At 58.8% G+C, this 15,782-nt stretch carries 14 protein-coding genes; 2 read left to right on the forward strand and 12 right to left on the reverse strand.

Annotated features, from left to right (window positions below; all coding sequences use genetic code 11):
• Positions 1-2 precede the first annotated feature (2 nt).
• The 5 genes from DVA43_RS23395 to ascF all read right to left on the reverse strand — a co-directional run bounded on the left by DVA43_RS23395 (position 3) and on the right by ascF (position 5,887).
• Positions 3-764: an ABC transporter ATP-binding protein gene (locus tag DVA43_RS23395; protein WP_103180900.1), complete on the reverse strand. Its 762-nt coding sequence runs from the start codon at positions 762-764 to the stop codon at positions 3-5.
• Complete coding sequence (locus DVA43_RS23400; protein ID WP_114316922.1) at positions 764-1,801, reverse strand: iron ABC transporter permease; 1,038 nt, start codon at positions 1,799-1,801, stop codon at positions 764-766. Before DVA43_RS23400 ends, DVA43_RS23395 begins: the two co-directional genes overlap by 1 nt.
• Positions 1,801-2,799, reverse strand: a complete 999-nt coding sequence (locus DVA43_RS23405; RefSeq protein ID WP_103180898.1) for an ABC transporter substrate-binding protein — start codon at positions 2,797-2,799, stop codon at positions 1,801-1,803. The genes DVA43_RS23400 and DVA43_RS23405 overlap by 1 nt, the downstream gene beginning before the upstream one ends.
• 193 nt (positions 2,800-2,992) lie before the next feature.
• A complete protein-coding gene (locus DVA43_RS23410; protein WP_114316923.1) occupies positions 2,993-4,417 on the reverse strand; it encodes a 6-phospho-beta-glucosidase in 1,425 nt (474 codons plus the stop codon).
• Positions 4,418-4,435: 18 nt separating this feature from the next.
• Entirely contained in the window at positions 4,436-5,887 is a 1,452-nt protein-coding gene (ascF, locus tag DVA43_RS23415) for a PTS cellobiose/arbutin/salicin transporter subunit IIBC (RefSeq protein WP_114316924.1), read from the reverse strand.
• A gap of 244 nt (positions 5,888-6,131) precedes the next feature.
• On the opposite strand from ascF, the gene DVA43_RS23420 reads away from it, so the two are divergent.
• Positions 6,132-7,145: a LacI family DNA-binding transcriptional regulator gene (locus DVA43_RS23420; protein WP_114316925.1), complete on the forward strand. Its 1,014-nt coding sequence runs from the start codon at positions 6,132-6,134 to the stop codon at positions 7,143-7,145.
• Here DVA43_RS23420 and DVA43_RS23425 read toward each other — a convergent pair whose 3' ends face one another.
• The 4 genes from DVA43_RS23425 to norV all read right to left on the reverse strand — a co-directional run bounded on the left by DVA43_RS23425 (position 7,146) and on the right by norV (position 11,840).
• Positions 7,146-8,798, reverse strand: coding sequence for an SgrR family transcriptional regulator (locus DVA43_RS23425; RefSeq protein ID WP_114316926.1), 1,653 nt, complete (start codon positions 8,796-8,798; stop codon positions 7,146-7,148).
• A 146-nt stretch (positions 8,799-8,944) separates the two neighbouring features.
• Positions 8,945-9,097, reverse strand: coding sequence for a hypothetical protein (locus DVA43_RS24775; RefSeq protein ID WP_168194677.1), 153 nt, complete (start codon positions 9,095-9,097; stop codon positions 8,945-8,947).
• Between the two features lie 164 nt (positions 9,098-9,261).
• Positions 9,262-10,395 carry an NADH:flavorubredoxin reductase NorW gene (gene norW / locus DVA43_RS23430; RefSeq protein WP_114316927.1) on the reverse strand — a complete coding sequence of 378 codons (1,134 nt, stop codon included), beginning with the start codon at positions 10,393-10,395 and terminating at the stop codon, positions 9,262-9,264.
• Positions 10,392-11,840, reverse strand: coding sequence for an anaerobic nitric oxide reductase flavorubredoxin (gene norV / locus DVA43_RS23435; RefSeq protein ID WP_114316928.1), 1,449 nt, complete (start codon positions 11,838-11,840; stop codon positions 10,392-10,394). Before norV ends, norW begins: the two co-directional genes overlap by 4 nt.
• Before the next feature lie 189 nt (positions 11,841-12,029).
• Here norV and norR point away from each other — a divergent pair, with 189 nt between their 5' ends.
• The gene (gene norR / locus DVA43_RS23440) at positions 12,030-13,544 is read left to right on the forward strand and encodes a nitric oxide reductase transcriptional regulator NorR (protein WP_114316929.1); all 1,515 of its coding nucleotides are present in this window, start codon (positions 12,030-12,032) and stop codon (positions 13,542-13,544) included.
• On the opposite strand, the gene gutQ is transcribed toward norR, so the two are convergent.
• From gutQ to gutM, 3 genes are all read right to left on the reverse strand, one after another.
• Positions 13,541-14,506 carry an arabinose-5-phosphate isomerase GutQ gene (gene gutQ, locus DVA43_RS23445; RefSeq protein WP_114316930.1) on the reverse strand — a complete coding sequence of 322 codons (966 nt, stop codon included), beginning with the start codon at positions 14,504-14,506 and terminating at the stop codon, positions 13,541-13,543. The two genes, norR and gutQ, sit on opposite strands and share 4 nt — an antisense overlap.
• Positions 14,499-15,272 carry a DNA-binding transcriptional repressor gene (locus DVA43_RS23450; RefSeq protein ID WP_103180889.1) on the reverse strand — a complete coding sequence of 258 codons (774 nt, stop codon included), beginning with the start codon at positions 15,270-15,272 and terminating at the stop codon, positions 14,499-14,501. Before DVA43_RS23450 ends, gutQ begins: the two co-directional genes overlap by 8 nt.
• A gap of 63 nt (positions 15,273-15,335) precedes the next feature.
• Positions 15,336-15,695: a transcriptional regulator GutM gene (gene gutM, locus DVA43_RS23455; RefSeq protein ID WP_103180888.1), complete on the reverse strand. Its 360-nt coding sequence runs from the start codon at positions 15,693-15,695 to the stop codon at positions 15,336-15,338.
• Positions 15,696-15,782: the final 87 nt, after the last annotated feature.

The following is a 15,782-nucleotide window of genomic DNA, read 5'->3' on the forward strand; positions in this document are numbered from 1 at the left end:
CCTCAGACGAGGAAGTGAATATGTTTTTTGCCATGATCGGGGGAGAGCTCAATGCGGGTTTTCACCCGGAATATCTCCCACAGCAGCTCTTCGGTCAGGATCGCCTGCGGCGTACCGCTGGCGACAACGCGCCCTTTCTGCATCACGATCAGCGCATCGCAGAACATGGAGGCGTGGTTAAGATCGTGAATGGCGACAATGCTGGTGACCGGCAGCTGGCTGATCAACTGCATCAATTGCATCTGATGATGAATATCCAGGTGGTTGGTGGGTTCATCCAGCAGGATCTCGGTTGGCATTTGCGCCAGCGCCCGGGCGATGTGCACCCGCTGGCGCTCGCCGCCGGAGAGACTCAGCCAGCCCTGCTCGCTGTGATGCAGCATATCCACCGTCTTCAGCGCCTGGTTTACCGTTTCGTCATCCTGCGCCGTCCAGCCGGAGAAAGGGGAGTGGTGCGGAATACGTCCCAGCTTTACCACGTCCCGCACGCGCATGTTGGCGTCGGTCATGCCGTGCTGTTCCACAAAGGCTACCCGCCGGGCGAGCTGCTTTTTCGGGATGCCACTGATGCTTTTGCCATCCAGCGCGACGGTGCCGCTATGGGGGCGACGTAAACCGGCCAGGATCCGCAGCAGCGAGGATTTGCCTGAACCGTTTGGCCCCAGCAGGCCGACGGTCTGCCCCTGAGATACCGCCAGCGAGACATTGTCGACGATGACCTTTTTACCCACCTTCCAGGTGATATTTTCAGCAGTGATGCTCATCACTTATTCCTTGAACGGTAGATAATCACAGCAAAGAACGGGACGCCCAGCAGCGCGGTAACGACGCCGACCGGCAGGCTTTGCGGGGCGATCAGCAGGCGCGAGGCGATATCCGCCAGCACCATCAGGATGGCACCCGCCAGCGCGCTGGCGATAAGCAGCGTGCGGTGTAGCGGACCAAAGAAGAAGCGCATCATGTGTGGTACCACCAGGCCGACAAAGCCGATGGAGCCCGCCATACTGACGATGGTGGCGGTCATCAGTGCGGTAACGATAAACAGGATCAGGCGCACCCAAGGGACGGCGATCCCCAGCGATGCGGCGGCATCGTCGCCGAAGGTGAAGGCATCTAGCGCGCGAGCGTAATACAGGCAGACAGCCAGACCGACCAGCACCGCGACCAGCACCATCTGAAACTTGGGCCATCTCACGCCGCTAAAGCTGCCCAGCAGCCAGAACATCACGTCGCGCGCCTGCTGGGCGCTGGCTGAGGTGCTGACGGTCCAGGCGGTGATGGCGTTAAACAGCTGCGAGGCGGCCACCCCGGCAAGGATGGTGCGTTCGCTGCCGCCGCGGGCACCGTTCGTCAGCAGGGCCACAAACGCGAAGGCGGTAAAAGCGCCGGCGAAGGCCCCGGCGGAAAGTGTCACGGTACCGCTGCCAATGCCCAGCACGACCACGGAGACCGCACCGGTTGACGCCCCGGCGGATACCCCCAGGACGTAAGGTTCGGCGAGGGCGTTTTTCAGCAGGCTTTGCAGCACCGCGCCGCAGATAGCCAGACCCGCACCGCAGCAGGCCGCCACCAGCGCCCGGCTCAGGCGAAAGTCCCAGATCACGCTCTCATAGATGCGATTGAGCGGCACCTCGGTTAAGCCCATTTTATTGGTAACGGCGTAGAACACGCTCTGCAGGGGGATCGACAACTCCCCCACGCTGACGCCAAAAGCGATAACCAGCAGCAGCGCGACCACCGCCAGGAAACCCGAAGCTGGCAATAGCCAGTTCAGGCGGGTCTGTTGTACCACTGCGGTCATTAATTCAGTTCCATTTTTCTGAGCTGTTCACCAATCTGCTCCGCGCCGTAGAGGGTGCGGATGGTCGGGTTCATCGCCTGGCCGTCCATCACCACGATGTGGCCTTTTTTCACCGCGTCGAGCTGGCTGACGGCGGGATCGCTTTTCAGGAATTTGATTTTTTCCTCGGCGTTATCCAGCGCCCAGCGGTTACGGTCGAGGCTGGAGACCACGATCACGTCCGGGTTGGCCGCGATAATGCTCTCCCAGCCGACGGTTGGCCATTCCGTTTCAGAGGTGATGGCGTTGTGGCCGCCCAGCACGTTAGCGATAAAGCCGGAGGCGCTGTTTTTACCGCCGACGTAGGCATCAGAAGAGGGGGAGGAGCTGGAGAACCAGAAGACGAATGAGAGGTCTTTTTTGTTTTTGCTGAATTCAGCCCGCAGATCGGCTTCACGCTTTTTAAAATCGGCAATCAACGCCTGGCCGCGATCTTCGACGTTAAAGATTTTGGCGAAATCTTCGATCTCTTTATACAGGAAGGTCATATCCCACAGCTTCTGGCGGCTGCCGTACATATCGCCGATATCTTTTTTGGTGGCGCACATGCCCGGCGACATATAGCTGTTGACGCCGACGGTAGCCAGATCTTCGCGTTTGGCGACTTTACTCTCTGGCCCCAGCAGTAGCGGCAGCTGGGCCGGAACGAAGTCCGGATTTTGCGCAAGGATAGACTCCAGCGTCGGGATCTCGACGGTCAGCAATTTCACTTTTTCATTCTTTTCAGCGAGTTCAGGCAACACTTTGGTCGGCCAGAAGGCGCTGGCGGCGACCTTATCCTGCAGGCCCAGCAGTAGGAGAATTTCTACGGTGTTCTGGCCCAGTGCGACCACGCGCTCCGGCGCTTTGGTGAAGGTCTCTTTATAGCCGCAGTTCTCGATCGTCAGAGGGTAGGTGGTTGCAAAAGCAGAACCGGCTGTCGCGATCAGCAAGCCTAATGCACTGATGATCTTTTTCATGAAACGCTATCCTTCATTAATTTATTGATGACAGCCCGGGAGCATGGCTGAGAATGAATATCATTTATTGTGGCGGGGTTTTATACAATGATATATTCATGGTGTCAATGAACTATAGTAACGCCATGAAACTATTGATTTTGATCGGAAGAGTAGGCCGGGCAAGCAGCGCGCCGCCCGGCAGAAAGGCAGGTTAATCTAAATCTGCACCGTTGCTGGCAATCACTTTCTTGTACCACCAGAACGATTTTTTGCGTTTGCGTTCAAGGGTGCCGTTGCCCGCATCATCACGATCGACATAGATAAAGCCGTAGCGCTTGCTCATCTCGCCGGTGGAGGCGGCCACCAGATCGATACAGCCCCAGCTGGTGTAGCCGATCAGCGGAATGCCATCTTCTATGGCATCGCCCATCGCGCGGATATGCTCCCGCAGGTAGCTGATGCGGTAGTCGTCGTTAATCTCACCGTTGGCATCAATCTCATCCTTCGCGCCTAAGCCGTTCTCTACCAGGAAGAGCGGCTTCTGGTAGCGGTCGTACATCATGTTCATGGTGATGCGCAGGCCCAGCGGGTCAATGCCCCAGCCCCACTCGCTGACTTCAATATGCGGGTTGCGCAAGGATTTCACGATATTGGCCGCGCTGGTGTTGTTGGCATTCATATCCGCCGAGGCGCAGCGCGAGGCGTAATAGCTGAACGACACAAAATCGACGGTGTTCTTCAGCAGCGCGTCATCGCCCGGATCTTTGACAATCACCACCCCCTTTTCGCGGAACACGCGAGCAGAGTAGGCCGGGTAGCGGCCGCGGGCCTGCACGTCAATAAAGAACAGGTTCTCACGATCTTTTTCTAATGCCGTCCACACATCTTCTGGCTTGCAGGAGTATGGGTAGAAGTTACCGCCCGCCAGCATGCAGCCCACCTGGTTTTGCGGGTTCACCTCGTGGGCAATTTTGGTTGCCAGCGCGCTGGCAACCAACTCATGGTGGGCGGCCTGATACTTCACCTGATCCTCATTTTCACCTTCCTCAAACACCAGCCCGGCACCGGAGAAGGGGCTGTGCAGCATGATGTTGATCTCGTTGAAGGTGAGCCAGTATTTCACCAGCCCGTTAAATTCTTCGAAGCAGGTGCGGGCGTAGCGGGCAAAGAAATCGACCATCTTGCGGTTGCGCCAGGAGCCGTAATCGGTCACCAGATGCATCGGCACGTCAAAGTGGCAGAGGGTCACCAGTGGTTCGATATTGTACTTTTTGCACTCCTCGAACACCGCCCGGTAAAAGGCAATCCCTTCTTTATTAGGCAGTGGTTCGTCGCCGTTCGGGTAGAGACGGCTCCAGGCAATGGAGGTCCGGAATACCGTGAAGCCCATCTCGGCCATTAAGGCGATATCTTCTTTATAGCGATGGTAAAAATCGATCGCGTCGTGGCTGGGATAGAACTCGTCGTCACGCAGCGAAAAGCGTTTTTCCTTGCCGACTTTCACCGCCAGGCGATTTGCGCCGTGGGGGATCATATCGACGGTGGTCAGGCCCTTGCCGCCCTCGCGGTATGCGCCTTCGCTCTGGTTAGCGGCCAGTGCGCCGCCCCATAAAAATCCTTGTGGAAAAACTGACATTCTTACCTCGCTATAAATTTATGCTTGTGCTTCTTTGGCCTGAACCGGTGCGGATTGCAGCGCGCGCGCTTTTTCTGCTTCGTCTTCTACCGGGATATCTTCAAAGCCCAGAATCAGGGTCAGCACGAAAGAGAGCACCACGGCCAGGGCCATTACCCCAAATACCCAGACGATGGACATCGGGTTAGCAGGGTCGAAGAACTGGACGCTGGTAAACAGGCCCGGCGCCGCCATCGAGTGGCTGGCAAGCCCTGCAATTCCGGCCACGGCGCCGCAGATAAAGCCGCTGATCAGGCTGGCAATGAGCGGTCGTTTCAGGCGCACCGCCACGCCGTAAAGCGCCGGTTCAGAGATGCCAGCCATGATGGCAGAAGCTGCGGCGGCCAGCGCCGTCTGGCGCAGTTCCGGGTTTTTGGTTTTCCAGGCGACCGCCAGCGACGAACCGCCGAGGGAGAGGTTGGCGCCGATTTCTGACGGCATCACCATCCCCTCTTTGCCCGTTTCGGCAATGGTCTGAATGATGGTAGGCGTAAAGACGCGGTGCATCCCGGTCATCACCAGCAGCGGCCACAGCGCGCCCATGATGGCGACGGAGAGCCAGCCCAGATAGCCGTGAATGGTGTAAACCAGCGCGGAGATGCCGCTACCGATCCAGATCCCCAGCGGCCCAATCAGGACGATGGCGAGCGGGGCGGCAATCAGCACGATCAGCATTGGCTTGAGGAAGTTTTTCGTCACCGCCGGGGTGATTTTGTCTACCCAGCGTTCGATATAGGACAGGCACCAGGTCATCACCAGGGCCGGGATCACCGTATAGGTATATTTCACCGCCGTCACCGGCACAAACGCGAACTCAACGTGCTCGCCCTGCGCCGCTTTCGCCATCAGCTCAATAAAGCTCGGGTGGACCAGCACGCCCGCAATGGCGATCGCCAGCGACATGTTGGTCTTGAATTTCACGGCCGCAGAGGCAGCCACCATCAGCGGCAGGAAGAAGAACGCGCCGTCGCCGATTACGGTCAGGATCGTCAGCGTCGGATCGCCTTTGGTCAGCACGCCGGTCATCTCGAGGATCATCGCCAGCAGCTTGACCATTGAACCGCCGATGATCGCCGGGATCAGCGGTGACATGGTGCCGATCAGGGCATCAAGGATGCCCGCGCCAATGCGTTTCAGGGTCAGCTTTTGCGGCCCCTGGGGCGCGGCAGGCTGCATGTCGGCGGGCAGCAGGTTGACCACCTCGCGGTACGCCTGGGAAACGGTATTGCCGATGATCACCTGGCACTGGTTGTCGTTGCGCACGACGCCCAGCACGCCGCTGATGCTTTTCAGCGTCGCGCTGTCGATCAGGCTTTCGTCTTTTGCCACGAAGCGCAGGCGGGTCATGCAGTGGGTGACCGCGACGATATTCTCTTTGCCGCCGAGCGCGCTGACAACGGCATTCGCCAGCGCAGCATAATTTTTGGCCATCGGGTTGTATCCTGTTTTATCAGTAAGGTACGTCTTCATCGGGGTGAGCGATGAAACTTATATAGGAAACCGGTTCCACAAAATCATGAAGAGTTTCCTGGAATCTAACAAGATCACGTTTTAGCCATTTTTTAAATTCGTGATGGCGATCACCTGACGTGTTAAAAAGCGTGTGACAGACGCTGCGACAATTTTCACGCGGTGCAGTACACTGCCGCTCACGGGATTAAGACGGAACAGATGCATGACCACGATGCTGGAAGTGGCGAAGCGGGCAGGGGTCTCGAAGGCGACGGTTTCCCGGGTGCTTTCGGGCAATGGCTACGTGAGCCAGGAGACAAAAGACAAGGTTTTTCAGGCGATTGAAGAGAGCGGGTATCGGCCTAATTTACTGGCGCGTAACCTGGCGACCAAAAGCACGCAAACCCTTGGGCTGGTGGTGACCAACACCCTCTACCACGGGGTCTATTTCAGCGAGCTGCTGTTCCATGCCGCCAGAATGACCGAAGAGAAGGGACGTCAGCTGATCCTCGCCGACGGTAAGCACAGCGCCGATGAGGAACGCGAGGCGATTCAGTACCTGCTGGATATGCGCTGCGATGCGATCATCATCTATCCGCGTTTTCTTAGCGTTGATGAGATGGACGAGATCATCCAGAAACACGCCCAGCCGGTGATCGTGCTCAACCGACGCCTGCGTAAAAACAGCAGCCACTGCGTCTGGTCAGATCATAAAGCCTCCAGCCAGGCGGCGGTATCGACCCTTATCGAGCAGGGCCACCGCGATATCGCGTTTATCACCGGATCGCTCGATTCCCCCACCGGGATTGAACGCCTTTCGGGCTACAAAGAGGCCCTTACTGCGCACCGCATTCCGCTGCGCGAGTCGCTGATTGTCGAGGGTAAATGGCACCCGGCCAGCGGCGCGGCAGGGGTGGCGACGCTGCTGGCGCGCGGCGAGCATTTTACCGCGCTGGTGGCGAGTAACGACGATATGGCGATCGGCGCCATCAAGCAGCTTCACGACAGCGGGGTCGCCGTACCGGAGGCGGTGTCGGTGGTGGGTTTCGATGACATTGCGATGGCGCCCTACGTGGTACCGGCCCTCTCCAGCGTGCGCGTCCCGGTGACAGAGATGGTAAAAGAGACCATCAGCCGCCTGATCTTTATGCTCGATGGTGGAGACTTCACCTTCCGGCAGACCTTCGCCGGAGAGTTGATGCTGCGTGATTCCGTCATCCCCGGCCCGCACCGCTGATCACAATATGGCCGCCGGGGGCAGCCAGGCGCGGGTAAAATCGAGCCAGCCGCCCGCGGTCAGCACCATATCCTGCACGTTTTCCAGGGCGTTGATCCGGTAGCGGTAGTGGAACAGCGGCGTGCAGCGGCCCTCCGCCAGCAGGCGCTGGAAAAAAGGCGTCAGGTGCGCGTTAAAACGCGCTTCGCTGTCGCTGTACTGCATCAGCTGCTGCTTCTCTTGCTGCCAGCGCTCCTCCCCCAGCGCCGTAGCCCAGGCCGGTTCATAGATAAACCACTCCGCCAGCGTAAACCCGGTCATCCCGGTTGCCAGATGATCCCCCAGCAGCAGATCGGCACCCGCCAGCGTATCGGGGGCATACCAGCCATCGCGATCTTTCCAGTCGGTGTGTAGCTCGCAGCCGCGCTGTTGCAGCTGAATCCGCCATATCCCGGCCAGTTCACGCAGTTCCGGCGTGTTGTAGCACACCAGCGTCAGGCGCGTTGGCAGCGTGATGTCGGGCCGGGCGGGCAGGTCGGGAACCTGTAATCCGGGAAGAATTTCGGTGTGCGTCTGCAGATCTTCACGCCGGGCAAAACACTCTTCATTCAGAATGCGCAAGCTCTGGCGCAGATACGCAGCAAGCGCGGCGGGCAGCGTCGCATTCACCATCAGCCAGGCGAAACCGCCGCTGGTGGAGGTGACCGCTTCCTGCCGGGCGTTACCTTTTCCCACCGTTATCCATGCCGCTTTATCGGTCGCCATGCCGGTCCGCCAGAACTCAATAGCATGCAGCAACGGATGGGCACCAAAGTACCACGGCTGGCGTTCAAGGCGCAGAAAATGGGAGTGGTGGCGGGCAATAGTGAAAGGCCCGGCGCCCACGTCTGGCTGACGGGGATGCGGCAGCCGACAGACCGGATGGGCGAGACGATGCGCCAACAGAGCGTCCGGCGCATGCAGATAAACCGCCAGACACCACGGGGCGGCAAGGGTCACCGCGTCGATATGCAGTAACCCGCTGTTGCGGGCCGGATCGCTTAGTAGCTGCTGCACCGCGCTCAAAATATCGTCATCGCTTACCGGCTGGCCGTTATGCCAGTGCGCGCCGCTGCGCAGGTAAAAATGCCAGCGCAGGCCGTCGTCAGAGCAGGCCCAGTGGTGCGCCAGGTCGGCCACCGGCTGCGCCTTGCCCGGTTCATAACGGGTTAAACCGGCGTGTACCGCGCAGATAATATGTTGTTCGGCGCGCCGACGATGCAGCGCCGGATGCAGGGAGGTGAGCGGGCGATACCAGGGAATGCGCAGCGTCGGCTGGTGCTTGAGCCATTTACCGCCAAGGAACGGGGTGATGATGTGGTGCAGACTGGCCGGATCGCCGTCCGCCAGCTGTAGCGCGCTCTGATAATCCCCTTTCTCCAGACAGGCATGCATCAGCGGGGCGCTGAGTTCGCTGGTGGTTACCAGGCAGTGCAGCGTAGCGCGATGCCCCCGCCCCGGCTGCGCCTTCCAGCTTAGCCAGCCGCTTTCAGCAAGCTGGCGGAGCAGCGTGCGCGCGTGGCGTTCGCTGCAGAGCGCCACCTCGGCGACCTCGGTGATGGTGGTGAGCTGCGGCGTTGAGCCGTAATGGGCTGAGAGGCGTTGATACTGGCGGATTTTCTGAAGCTGGCGCATGGCGACATCCCTGACGAAGGCATTGCGAAGAGTGTAGGGCTTTTTGCGGGATAATAAACAGTGCGGTTTGTTTTGCCGGGTGGCGGCTGCGCCTTACCCGGCCTACAAAAACCGTAGGCCCGTGCAAGCGCAGCGCCGCCGGGCAATCAGCGCTTGCTGACCGGCATCATAAGCTCGCGCAGGCGCTCAACGCGCGCTTCCGGGCTGAGATACAGCCAGCGAAATAGAATATGTTCATGTTGCTTTACCTGTCTGAACCAGGCGGCAAGCCAGTTTATTTCTTGGGTGAAGTTTGCCATTTGTCGTCTCCGGTGAAGGAATACCGCAACAGAGTAGGCCGGAAAAGAGGATTAAAACAGGACGCGGTTTTACAGCTGTTCCGCATTAAAAAAGCCCCGGGCACCGGGGCTGCGAAAGGCAAAGAGTGACAAGCATACAACGAAAAAGAACAAGAGTTTGAGGGTTAAACGGGTAATGCTTTCAGCAGGGCGAAGGCCTCCTTCATCCGATCTTCGCTGACCACAAAGGCGCGCAGATTGCCCTCGTTGTCGGCCCCTTTCGCCACCATCCCCTGGGCTTCGATGGCGATCTGCCAGTTCAAATCCTGGCGCTGGGTTTCGCCTGCCAGGTGCAGCGGCAGTTCCGGCGTTTTGACCTTCACCAGCATCGCAGGCAGTTTCAGTGGCGTACTGGCCCCGAGCAGATTCTTCGCCAGATACATGGCGCTTAACTGGATCGGCTGCAGGAACGGCAGTACCTGACCATTAATTTCGGCGCAGTCACCCAGAGCATAAATATCGGGCCGGGTGGTTTGCAGATAGCTGTCGACCTTCACGCCGCGAGCTGTTTCTGCACCGGCCCGCTGTGCCAGCCCGATCTCCGGGCGCAGGCCGGTGGCGGCAATCACCACATCGACTTCAATGCAGCGATCCCGATCCAGCAGGGCGCAGATCCCGGTATCGGTTTGGGTCAGGCTTTGCAGCTGGGATTTCAGCTGCAAATGCACGCCCATATCGGTCAGCCGGTGTTGTAAGCGACTGCTCACTTCGGCGGGCATCAGCGCTGAGAGAATGCTGGCGGAATGGTCAACCAGAGTGACCTCTTTCCCGGCCCGGCAAAAATCCATCGCCAGTTCGCTGCCGATAAGACCCGCGCCAACAATCATCACCCGTCGGGCGTCACGCAACGTGCTTTCGCAGGCGCGGTACTCCGTCTGGCTGTTGAGGGTCAGCATCAGCTCGCGGCCTGCAACCGGCGGCACAAAGGCCGAGGCTCCGGTTGCCAGCACCAGTTTGTCATAGGACCACTGCTTGTCTTTCCCTTTGACCACGTGGGCTGCGGCGTCGATGTCGGTGACCCAGGTGTAAGGAAACAGGCGCAGGTTAAACTGTTCGGCAAACTCACCCGCCGTCTGGCGGGTGAGGTCGTCGGCCTGCTGACTCTGGCTGATAACGTGGCTCAGGTCTGGCTTGTTGTACTCATCCATACTGTCCGCTGCAATAAGCGTCAGCGGGACGTTCGCATCCTGTTTACGGATATTTTTCACCAGCTGGCGGGCGGCGAAGCCCGAGCCGATGATGACGATACCGTGGCTCATTTTGCCTCCGATGCCAGTTCTTCAAATACATCTTTACCAAGAGAACATTCCGGGCAGAGGAAGTTGTCCGGCACGTCGCTCCACGGGGTACCTGGCGCGACGTCCTGCAGCGGCTCGCCAAGGGTCGGATCGTAGATCCACTGGCAGACGCTGCACTGCATGCAGGGGCCGAGGTCAGCGGTGGACTCTGCGCTGCTGGCGCTCTCCGGCGCTTCTTCAGGGGCTTTCACGCTGGCTTCAGGCAGCGGAGCGAGCGCCCACTGACGGGCAATATCGCGGCCATGCTGACGGCAGACTTCCAGCGCATCGAGATCCGGGCGCCATTTCGCCTTCAGGCTCATCGACATTTCAAAGCCCGCGTCCTGCAAACGGGTGGAGAGACGGTCTACCGCGCCGCCGCTCCAGCCGTGAGAGCCGAAGGCGCTGGCTCGTTTGTTACGGAAGCGCAGGCCGGTCATCTCTTCCACCAGGCCGGCAATTTTCGGCATCATCACGTTGTTCATGGTGGAGGTGCCCACCAGCACGCCTTTTGAGCGGAAGACGTTCGTGAGAATTTCATTTTTATCGCTGCGGGCGACGTTAAAGATCTTCACCGCCACGTTCGGGTCAACTTCATTGATGCCCTGGGCGATGGCGTCGGCCATCATGCGGGTGTTGTTGGACATAGTGTCGTAGAAAATGGTGATGCGGTCTTCCTGATAGTCCGCCGCCCATTTCAGGTACAGCTCGACGATCTGCGTAGGGTTATCACGCCATACCACACCGTGGGAGGTGGCAATCATATCCACCGGCAGGTTAAAGCCGAGGATCTCGGTAATTTTTGGCGTCACCAGACGGCTGAACGGGGTGAGGATGTTGGCGTAGTAGCGCTGGCACTGCTCAAACAGCTCGGCCTGATCCACTTCGTCATTGAACAGACGTTCGTCGCAGTAGTGCTGGCCGAAGGCGTCATTACTGAAGAGCACCGCGTCACCGGTCATGTAGGTCATCATGCTGTCCGGCCAGTGCAGCATCGGGGTTTCCACGAAGATCAGCTGTTTACCGTTGCCGATATCCAGTGAGTCACCGGTTTTCACCACGTTGAAGTTCCACTCCGGATGGTGGTGATGGCCGGTGATGGAGTCGATGGCGTTGGCGGTGCAGTAGATCGGGGTGTCCGGGATGCAGGACATCAGCTCGGTCAGCGCCCCGGCGTGGTCCTCTTCCGCATGGTTGATGATGATGTAGTCGATATCGGCCAGGTCGATTTCACTGCGCAGGTTCTGCACAAATTCGCGGCTGAATTTATGATCCACGGTATCGATCAGGACATTTTTCTCTTCCCGGATGAGATAGCTGTTATAGCTGCTACCGCGCAGCGTTTTGTACTCCGTTCCGTGAAAATCACGTACTTCCCAGTCACGTTGACCAACCCAATGAATATTGTTTTTAACCAGAATAGACATAGCAACCTCAACTTAATACAGCGCAATTAAATGAAAGATGTCATACCTATTGCAGGGTGCGTGCCAACTTTTTAAGTTATTAATTTATAATGATTTTAAAAATAACGGCACTTTAATGGTAGTCAATTTGACTGTGTCTGGTATAGTCAATATGACACTACGTATTGTCAAAATGACAACGAGGCGAGAATGAGTTTTTCTGTAGAGGTGCTGGCGAAAATCGCCATTGAATTGCAGAGCGGCATCGGCCATCAGGATCGCTTTCAGCGGCTGATCTCCACCCTGCGTCACGTGCTGGAGTGCGATGCCTCGGCGCTGCTGCGCTACGAAGGGCGGCAGTTTATCCCGCTGGCCATCGACGGGCTGGCGCAGGATGTGCTGGGGCGGCGCTTTACCCTGGAGGGCCATCCGCGGCTGGAGACCATCGCTCGCGCCGGGGATGTGGTGCGCTTCCCGGCCGACAGCGACCTGCCCGATCCCTACGACGGGTTGATCCCCGGTCAGGAGAGCCTGAAGGTGCACGCCTGTATCGGCCTGCCGCTGTTTGCCGGGCAGAACCTGATTGGCGCGCTGACCCTCGACGGCATGTCGCCGGACCAGTTCGACACCTTCAGCGACGAAGAGCTGAGGCTGATTGCCGCCCTGGCCGCCGGGGCGCTGAATAATGCCCTGCTGATTGAGCAGCTCGAGAGCCAGAACACCCTCTCCACCCGCCCGACGGGATTTGAGCAGGTACAAAGCACCGAGATGATTGGCCTCTCGCCGGGCATGGTGAGCCTGAAAAAAGAGATTGAGATTGTCGCCGCCTCCGACCTGAACGTGCTGATCGAAGGGGAGACCGGCACCGGTAAAGAGCTGGTGGCAAAAGCCATTCATCAGGCCTCTCCCCGGACGGTGAATCCGCTGGTCTATCTCAACTGCGCCGCGCTGCCGGAAAGCGTGGCGGAGAGCGAGCTCTTTGGTCACGTCAAAGGGGCGTTTACCGGGGCCATCAGCAACCGCAGCGGCAAGTTTGAGATGGCCGATAATGGTACGCTGTTCCTGGATGAGATTGGGGAACTGTCGCTGGCATTGCAGGCCAAGCTGCTGCGCGTGTTGCAGTATGGCGATATCCAGCGCGTGGGTGACGACCGCAGCCTGCGGGTCGACGTGCGGGTGCTGGCCGCCACCAACCGCGATCTGCGCGAAGAGGTGTTAGCCGGGAATTTCCGGGCCGATCTGTACCACCGCCTGAGTGTGTTTCCGCTTTCGGTGCCGCCGCTGCGCGAGCGTGGCGAAGATGTGGTGCTGCTGGCGGGTTATTTCTGTGAACAGTGCCGGTTGCGGATGGGGTTATCCCGGGTGGTGCTAAGCCCCGGCGCCCGGGCGCATCTGCTGAGCTACGCCTGGCCGGGCAACGTGCGCGAGCTGGAACATGCCATTCATCGGGCGGTGGTGCTGGCCCGGGCGGCGCGGGCAGGGGATGAAGTGGTGCTCCACGCGCAGCACTTTGCCCTGCATGATGAGAGCACACCCGTGGTGACGCCAGAGACGCCGCGCGTTGAGAATCAGAACCTGCGTGAGGCGACGGAGGCGTTTCAGCGCCAGATGATTGTCCGGGCGCTGGAGCAGAACAGCCGCAACTGGGCGGCGAGCGCGAGGACGCTGGAGACCGACGTCGCCAACCTGCACCGGCTGGCGAAACGTCTGGGTCTTAAGGGTTAGAGAATGCCTGCCTGGTAGAAATCCTGGAGGTTGATGGCACCGCAGAGGCGGCCATGGCTATCCACCACCGGCGCGGCGGTGATTTTGCGCTTCATCAAGAGCTCTTTGGCTTCAATGGCGCGGCTGTCGGCATTCAGCGTCAGGCCACCGGCGGTCATGGCTTTGCTGACGGCAATTTCCAGTTTACCGCCGTCCACCAGCCAGCGGCGCAGGTCGCCGTCGGTGAAGACCCCTTTTACCTGCTGGTCATCATCGCAGACCGCCACCAGCCCCAGCCCGGTACGGCTCAGCTCCAGCATCGCGTCCATCACGCTGGTATTCAGTTTGACCTGCGGGATGGCCTCGTTGGTGCGCATCAGGTGGTGCACCTTATTCAGCAGGCGCGCGCCCAGGGCGCCTGCCGGGTGGGAACGGGCAAAATCTTCTTCATTAAAGCCGCGGGCTTGCATCACCGCCATCGCCAGCGCATCGCCCATCATCAGGGTGTTGACGGTGCTGGAGGTCGGGGCCAGATGCATCGGGCAGGCTTCGCGCTCTACCGAAATATCCAGCGTGGCGTTGGCCGCCAGCGCCAGTGGCGAGCGGGATTTGCCGGTCATCGCCAGCAGCGCGACCGATTTTTCCTGCAAACGCGGGAGGATCAGATCCAGCTCTTTTGCCGAGCCGGAGTAGGAGATAAAGAGCAGCACGTCGCGGCTCTCAATCATCCCCAGGTCGCCGTGCAGGGCTTCAGCCGGATGGACAAAAAAGGCCGGGGTGCCGGTGCTGGCAAGGGTCGCGGCAATCTTTTTGCCGATATGCCCGGATTTACCGATGCCCGAGACGATCACCTTCCCGTCGCAGTGAATAATGGTATTGGCTGCGCGAACAAAATCCTCCCCCAGACGGTCCGGCAGGCGGCTGGCTTCCTGCAGTTCCAGCATCAGGGTCTGGCGACCCGTATTTAACAGAAAATCACTCATCACGCTCTCCGGTTACAATCACGTCGATTCCTTTCTCTTCCAGCGCTTTCTTAAACGCCGGATCGATGCCCGCGTCGGTAATCAGCTTATCGACGCTCTCCAGGCTACAGACAATATTCGGGCTCTTACGGCCAAACTTTGACGAGTCCGCCATCAGGATCACCTCCCGGGCGGCGTTGCACATCGCTTTACTGACGCTGAACACTTCATTGAAGGTGGTGACGCCCGCGTTGAGATCGATGCCGTCGGTGCCCATAAACAGGCGGTCGAAGCTGAAATGGTCGAAGGCGTTCTCCGCCAGCTGGCCGTGAAACGAGGCCGATTTTTTACGGAAGGTGCCGCCGGGCATCAGGATGGTTTGTTCGTTGTCGAATTCGGACAGGGCGTTGACGATATGCAGGCTGTTGGTCATCACCGTGATGTTATTAAAGCGGCTCAGCATTGGCACCATCTGCAGCACCGTGCTGCCTGCATCGAGGATGATGGAGTCGCCGTCATGGATAAATTTTACCGCGGCGTCAGCGATTAACGCTTTTTGATGGGTGTTGATGAGCGTTTTGTGATCGATAGGCGGGTCGGCCTCGTCTTTATTCAGCACCACGCCGCCATAGGTACGGATCACCGCCCCGGCGTTTTCCAGGATCACCAGATCCTTGCGGATTGTGGTGCCGGTGGTATCAAAGTAGTGGGCCAGATCCTCAACCGAACATTTTCCCTGTTTTTGCAAATGGTCGAGTATGGCCGCCTGCCGCTGGCGGGGTTTCATAGGCGTTGAGTTCCTTAGGTTGCGAAATGATAATTTCGCAAGCTTATAACGTTCACAACGAAATTATCCATGTTTCAATTTAAGCGCTAATGATAGTGCATCCTGACAGAGCGAATCATTGGGAAAGATCACATCGGGCTCTAATTCCTGCAACGCGGTGCCGTTAATCGCTGCAATTTTCACCGGTCGGGCAAAGACCGTCAGCCCACGCATCATCAAGGAGTCACAGACCCGGTGGTTATCATCCAGCGCAATGGCGACAATTACCCGCGGCTTAAAGCGACCGCCGGAGCGGCCCACGCCCACGCGCCCTTTCTGGCAAAGGGCGTCGAAGGCGCGGTTAAAACGATGGATTTGCCAGCCGCCGAGTGCCAGCTGGCACAGCCAGGCGATAACGGCGACGGTGATCAGGGTGGTGACCATGTTTAGCTCCTGTGCTATTGCCGGGCGGCGCTACGCTTGCCCGGCCGACGGTTCGGGGTTTGTAGGCCCGGTAAGCGAAGCGCCACC

It is taken from the genome of Leclercia sp. W6, assembly GCF_003336345.1.
In the GTDB taxonomy this organism is placed as follows: Bacteria; Pseudomonadota; Gammaproteobacteria; order Enterobacterales; family Enterobacteriaceae; genus Enterobacter.

Coding starts and splice junctions, on each gene's coding strand:
- DVA43_RS23395 (WP_103180900.1), bottom strand. CDS start 764: ATGAGCATCACTGCTGAAAATATCACCTGGAAGGTGGGTAAAAAGGTC.
- DVA43_RS23400 (WP_114316922.1), bottom strand. CDS start 1,801: ATGACCGCAGTGGTACAACAGACCCGCCTGAACTGGCTATTGCCAGCT.
- DVA43_RS23405 (WP_103180898.1), bottom strand. CDS start 2,799: ATGAAAAAGATCATCAGTGCATTAGGCTTGCTGATCGCGACAGCCGGT.
- DVA43_RS23410 (WP_114316923.1), bottom strand. CDS start 4,417: ATGTCAGTTTTTCCACAAGGATTTTTATGGGGCGGCGCACTGGCCGCT.
- ascF (WP_114316924.1), bottom strand. CDS start 5,887: ATGGCCAAAAATTATGCTGCGCTGGCGAATGCCGTTGTCAGCGCGCTC.
- DVA43_RS23420 (WP_114316925.1), top strand. CDS start 6,132: ATGACCACGATGCTGGAAGTGGCGAAGCGGGCAGGGGTCTCGAAGGCG.
- DVA43_RS23425 (WP_114316926.1), bottom strand. CDS start 8,798: ATGCGCCAGCTTCAGAAAATCCGCCAGTATCAACGCCTCTCAGCCCAT.
- DVA43_RS24775 (WP_168194677.1), bottom strand. CDS start 9,097: ATGGCAAACTTCACCCAAGAAATAAACTGGCTTGCCGCCTGGTTCAGA.
- norW (WP_114316927.1), bottom strand. CDS start 10,395: ATGAGCCACGGTATCGTCATCATCGGCTCGGGCTTCGCCGCCCGCCAG.
- norV (WP_114316928.1), bottom strand. CDS start 11,840: ATGTCTATTCTGGTTAAAAACAATATTCATTGGGTTGGTCAACGTGAC.
- norR (WP_114316929.1), top strand. CDS start 12,030: ATGAGTTTTTCTGTAGAGGTGCTGGCGAAAATCGCCATTGAATTGCAG.
- gutQ (WP_114316930.1), bottom strand. CDS start 14,506: ATGAGTGATTTTCTGTTAAATACGGGTCGCCAGACCCTGATGCTGGAA.
- DVA43_RS23450 (WP_103180889.1), bottom strand. CDS start 15,272: ATGAAACCCCGCCAGCGGCAGGCGGCCATACTCGACCATTTGCAAAAA.
- gutM (WP_103180888.1), bottom strand. CDS start 15,695: ATGGTCACCACCCTGATCACCGTCGCCGTTATCGCCTGGCTGTGCCAG.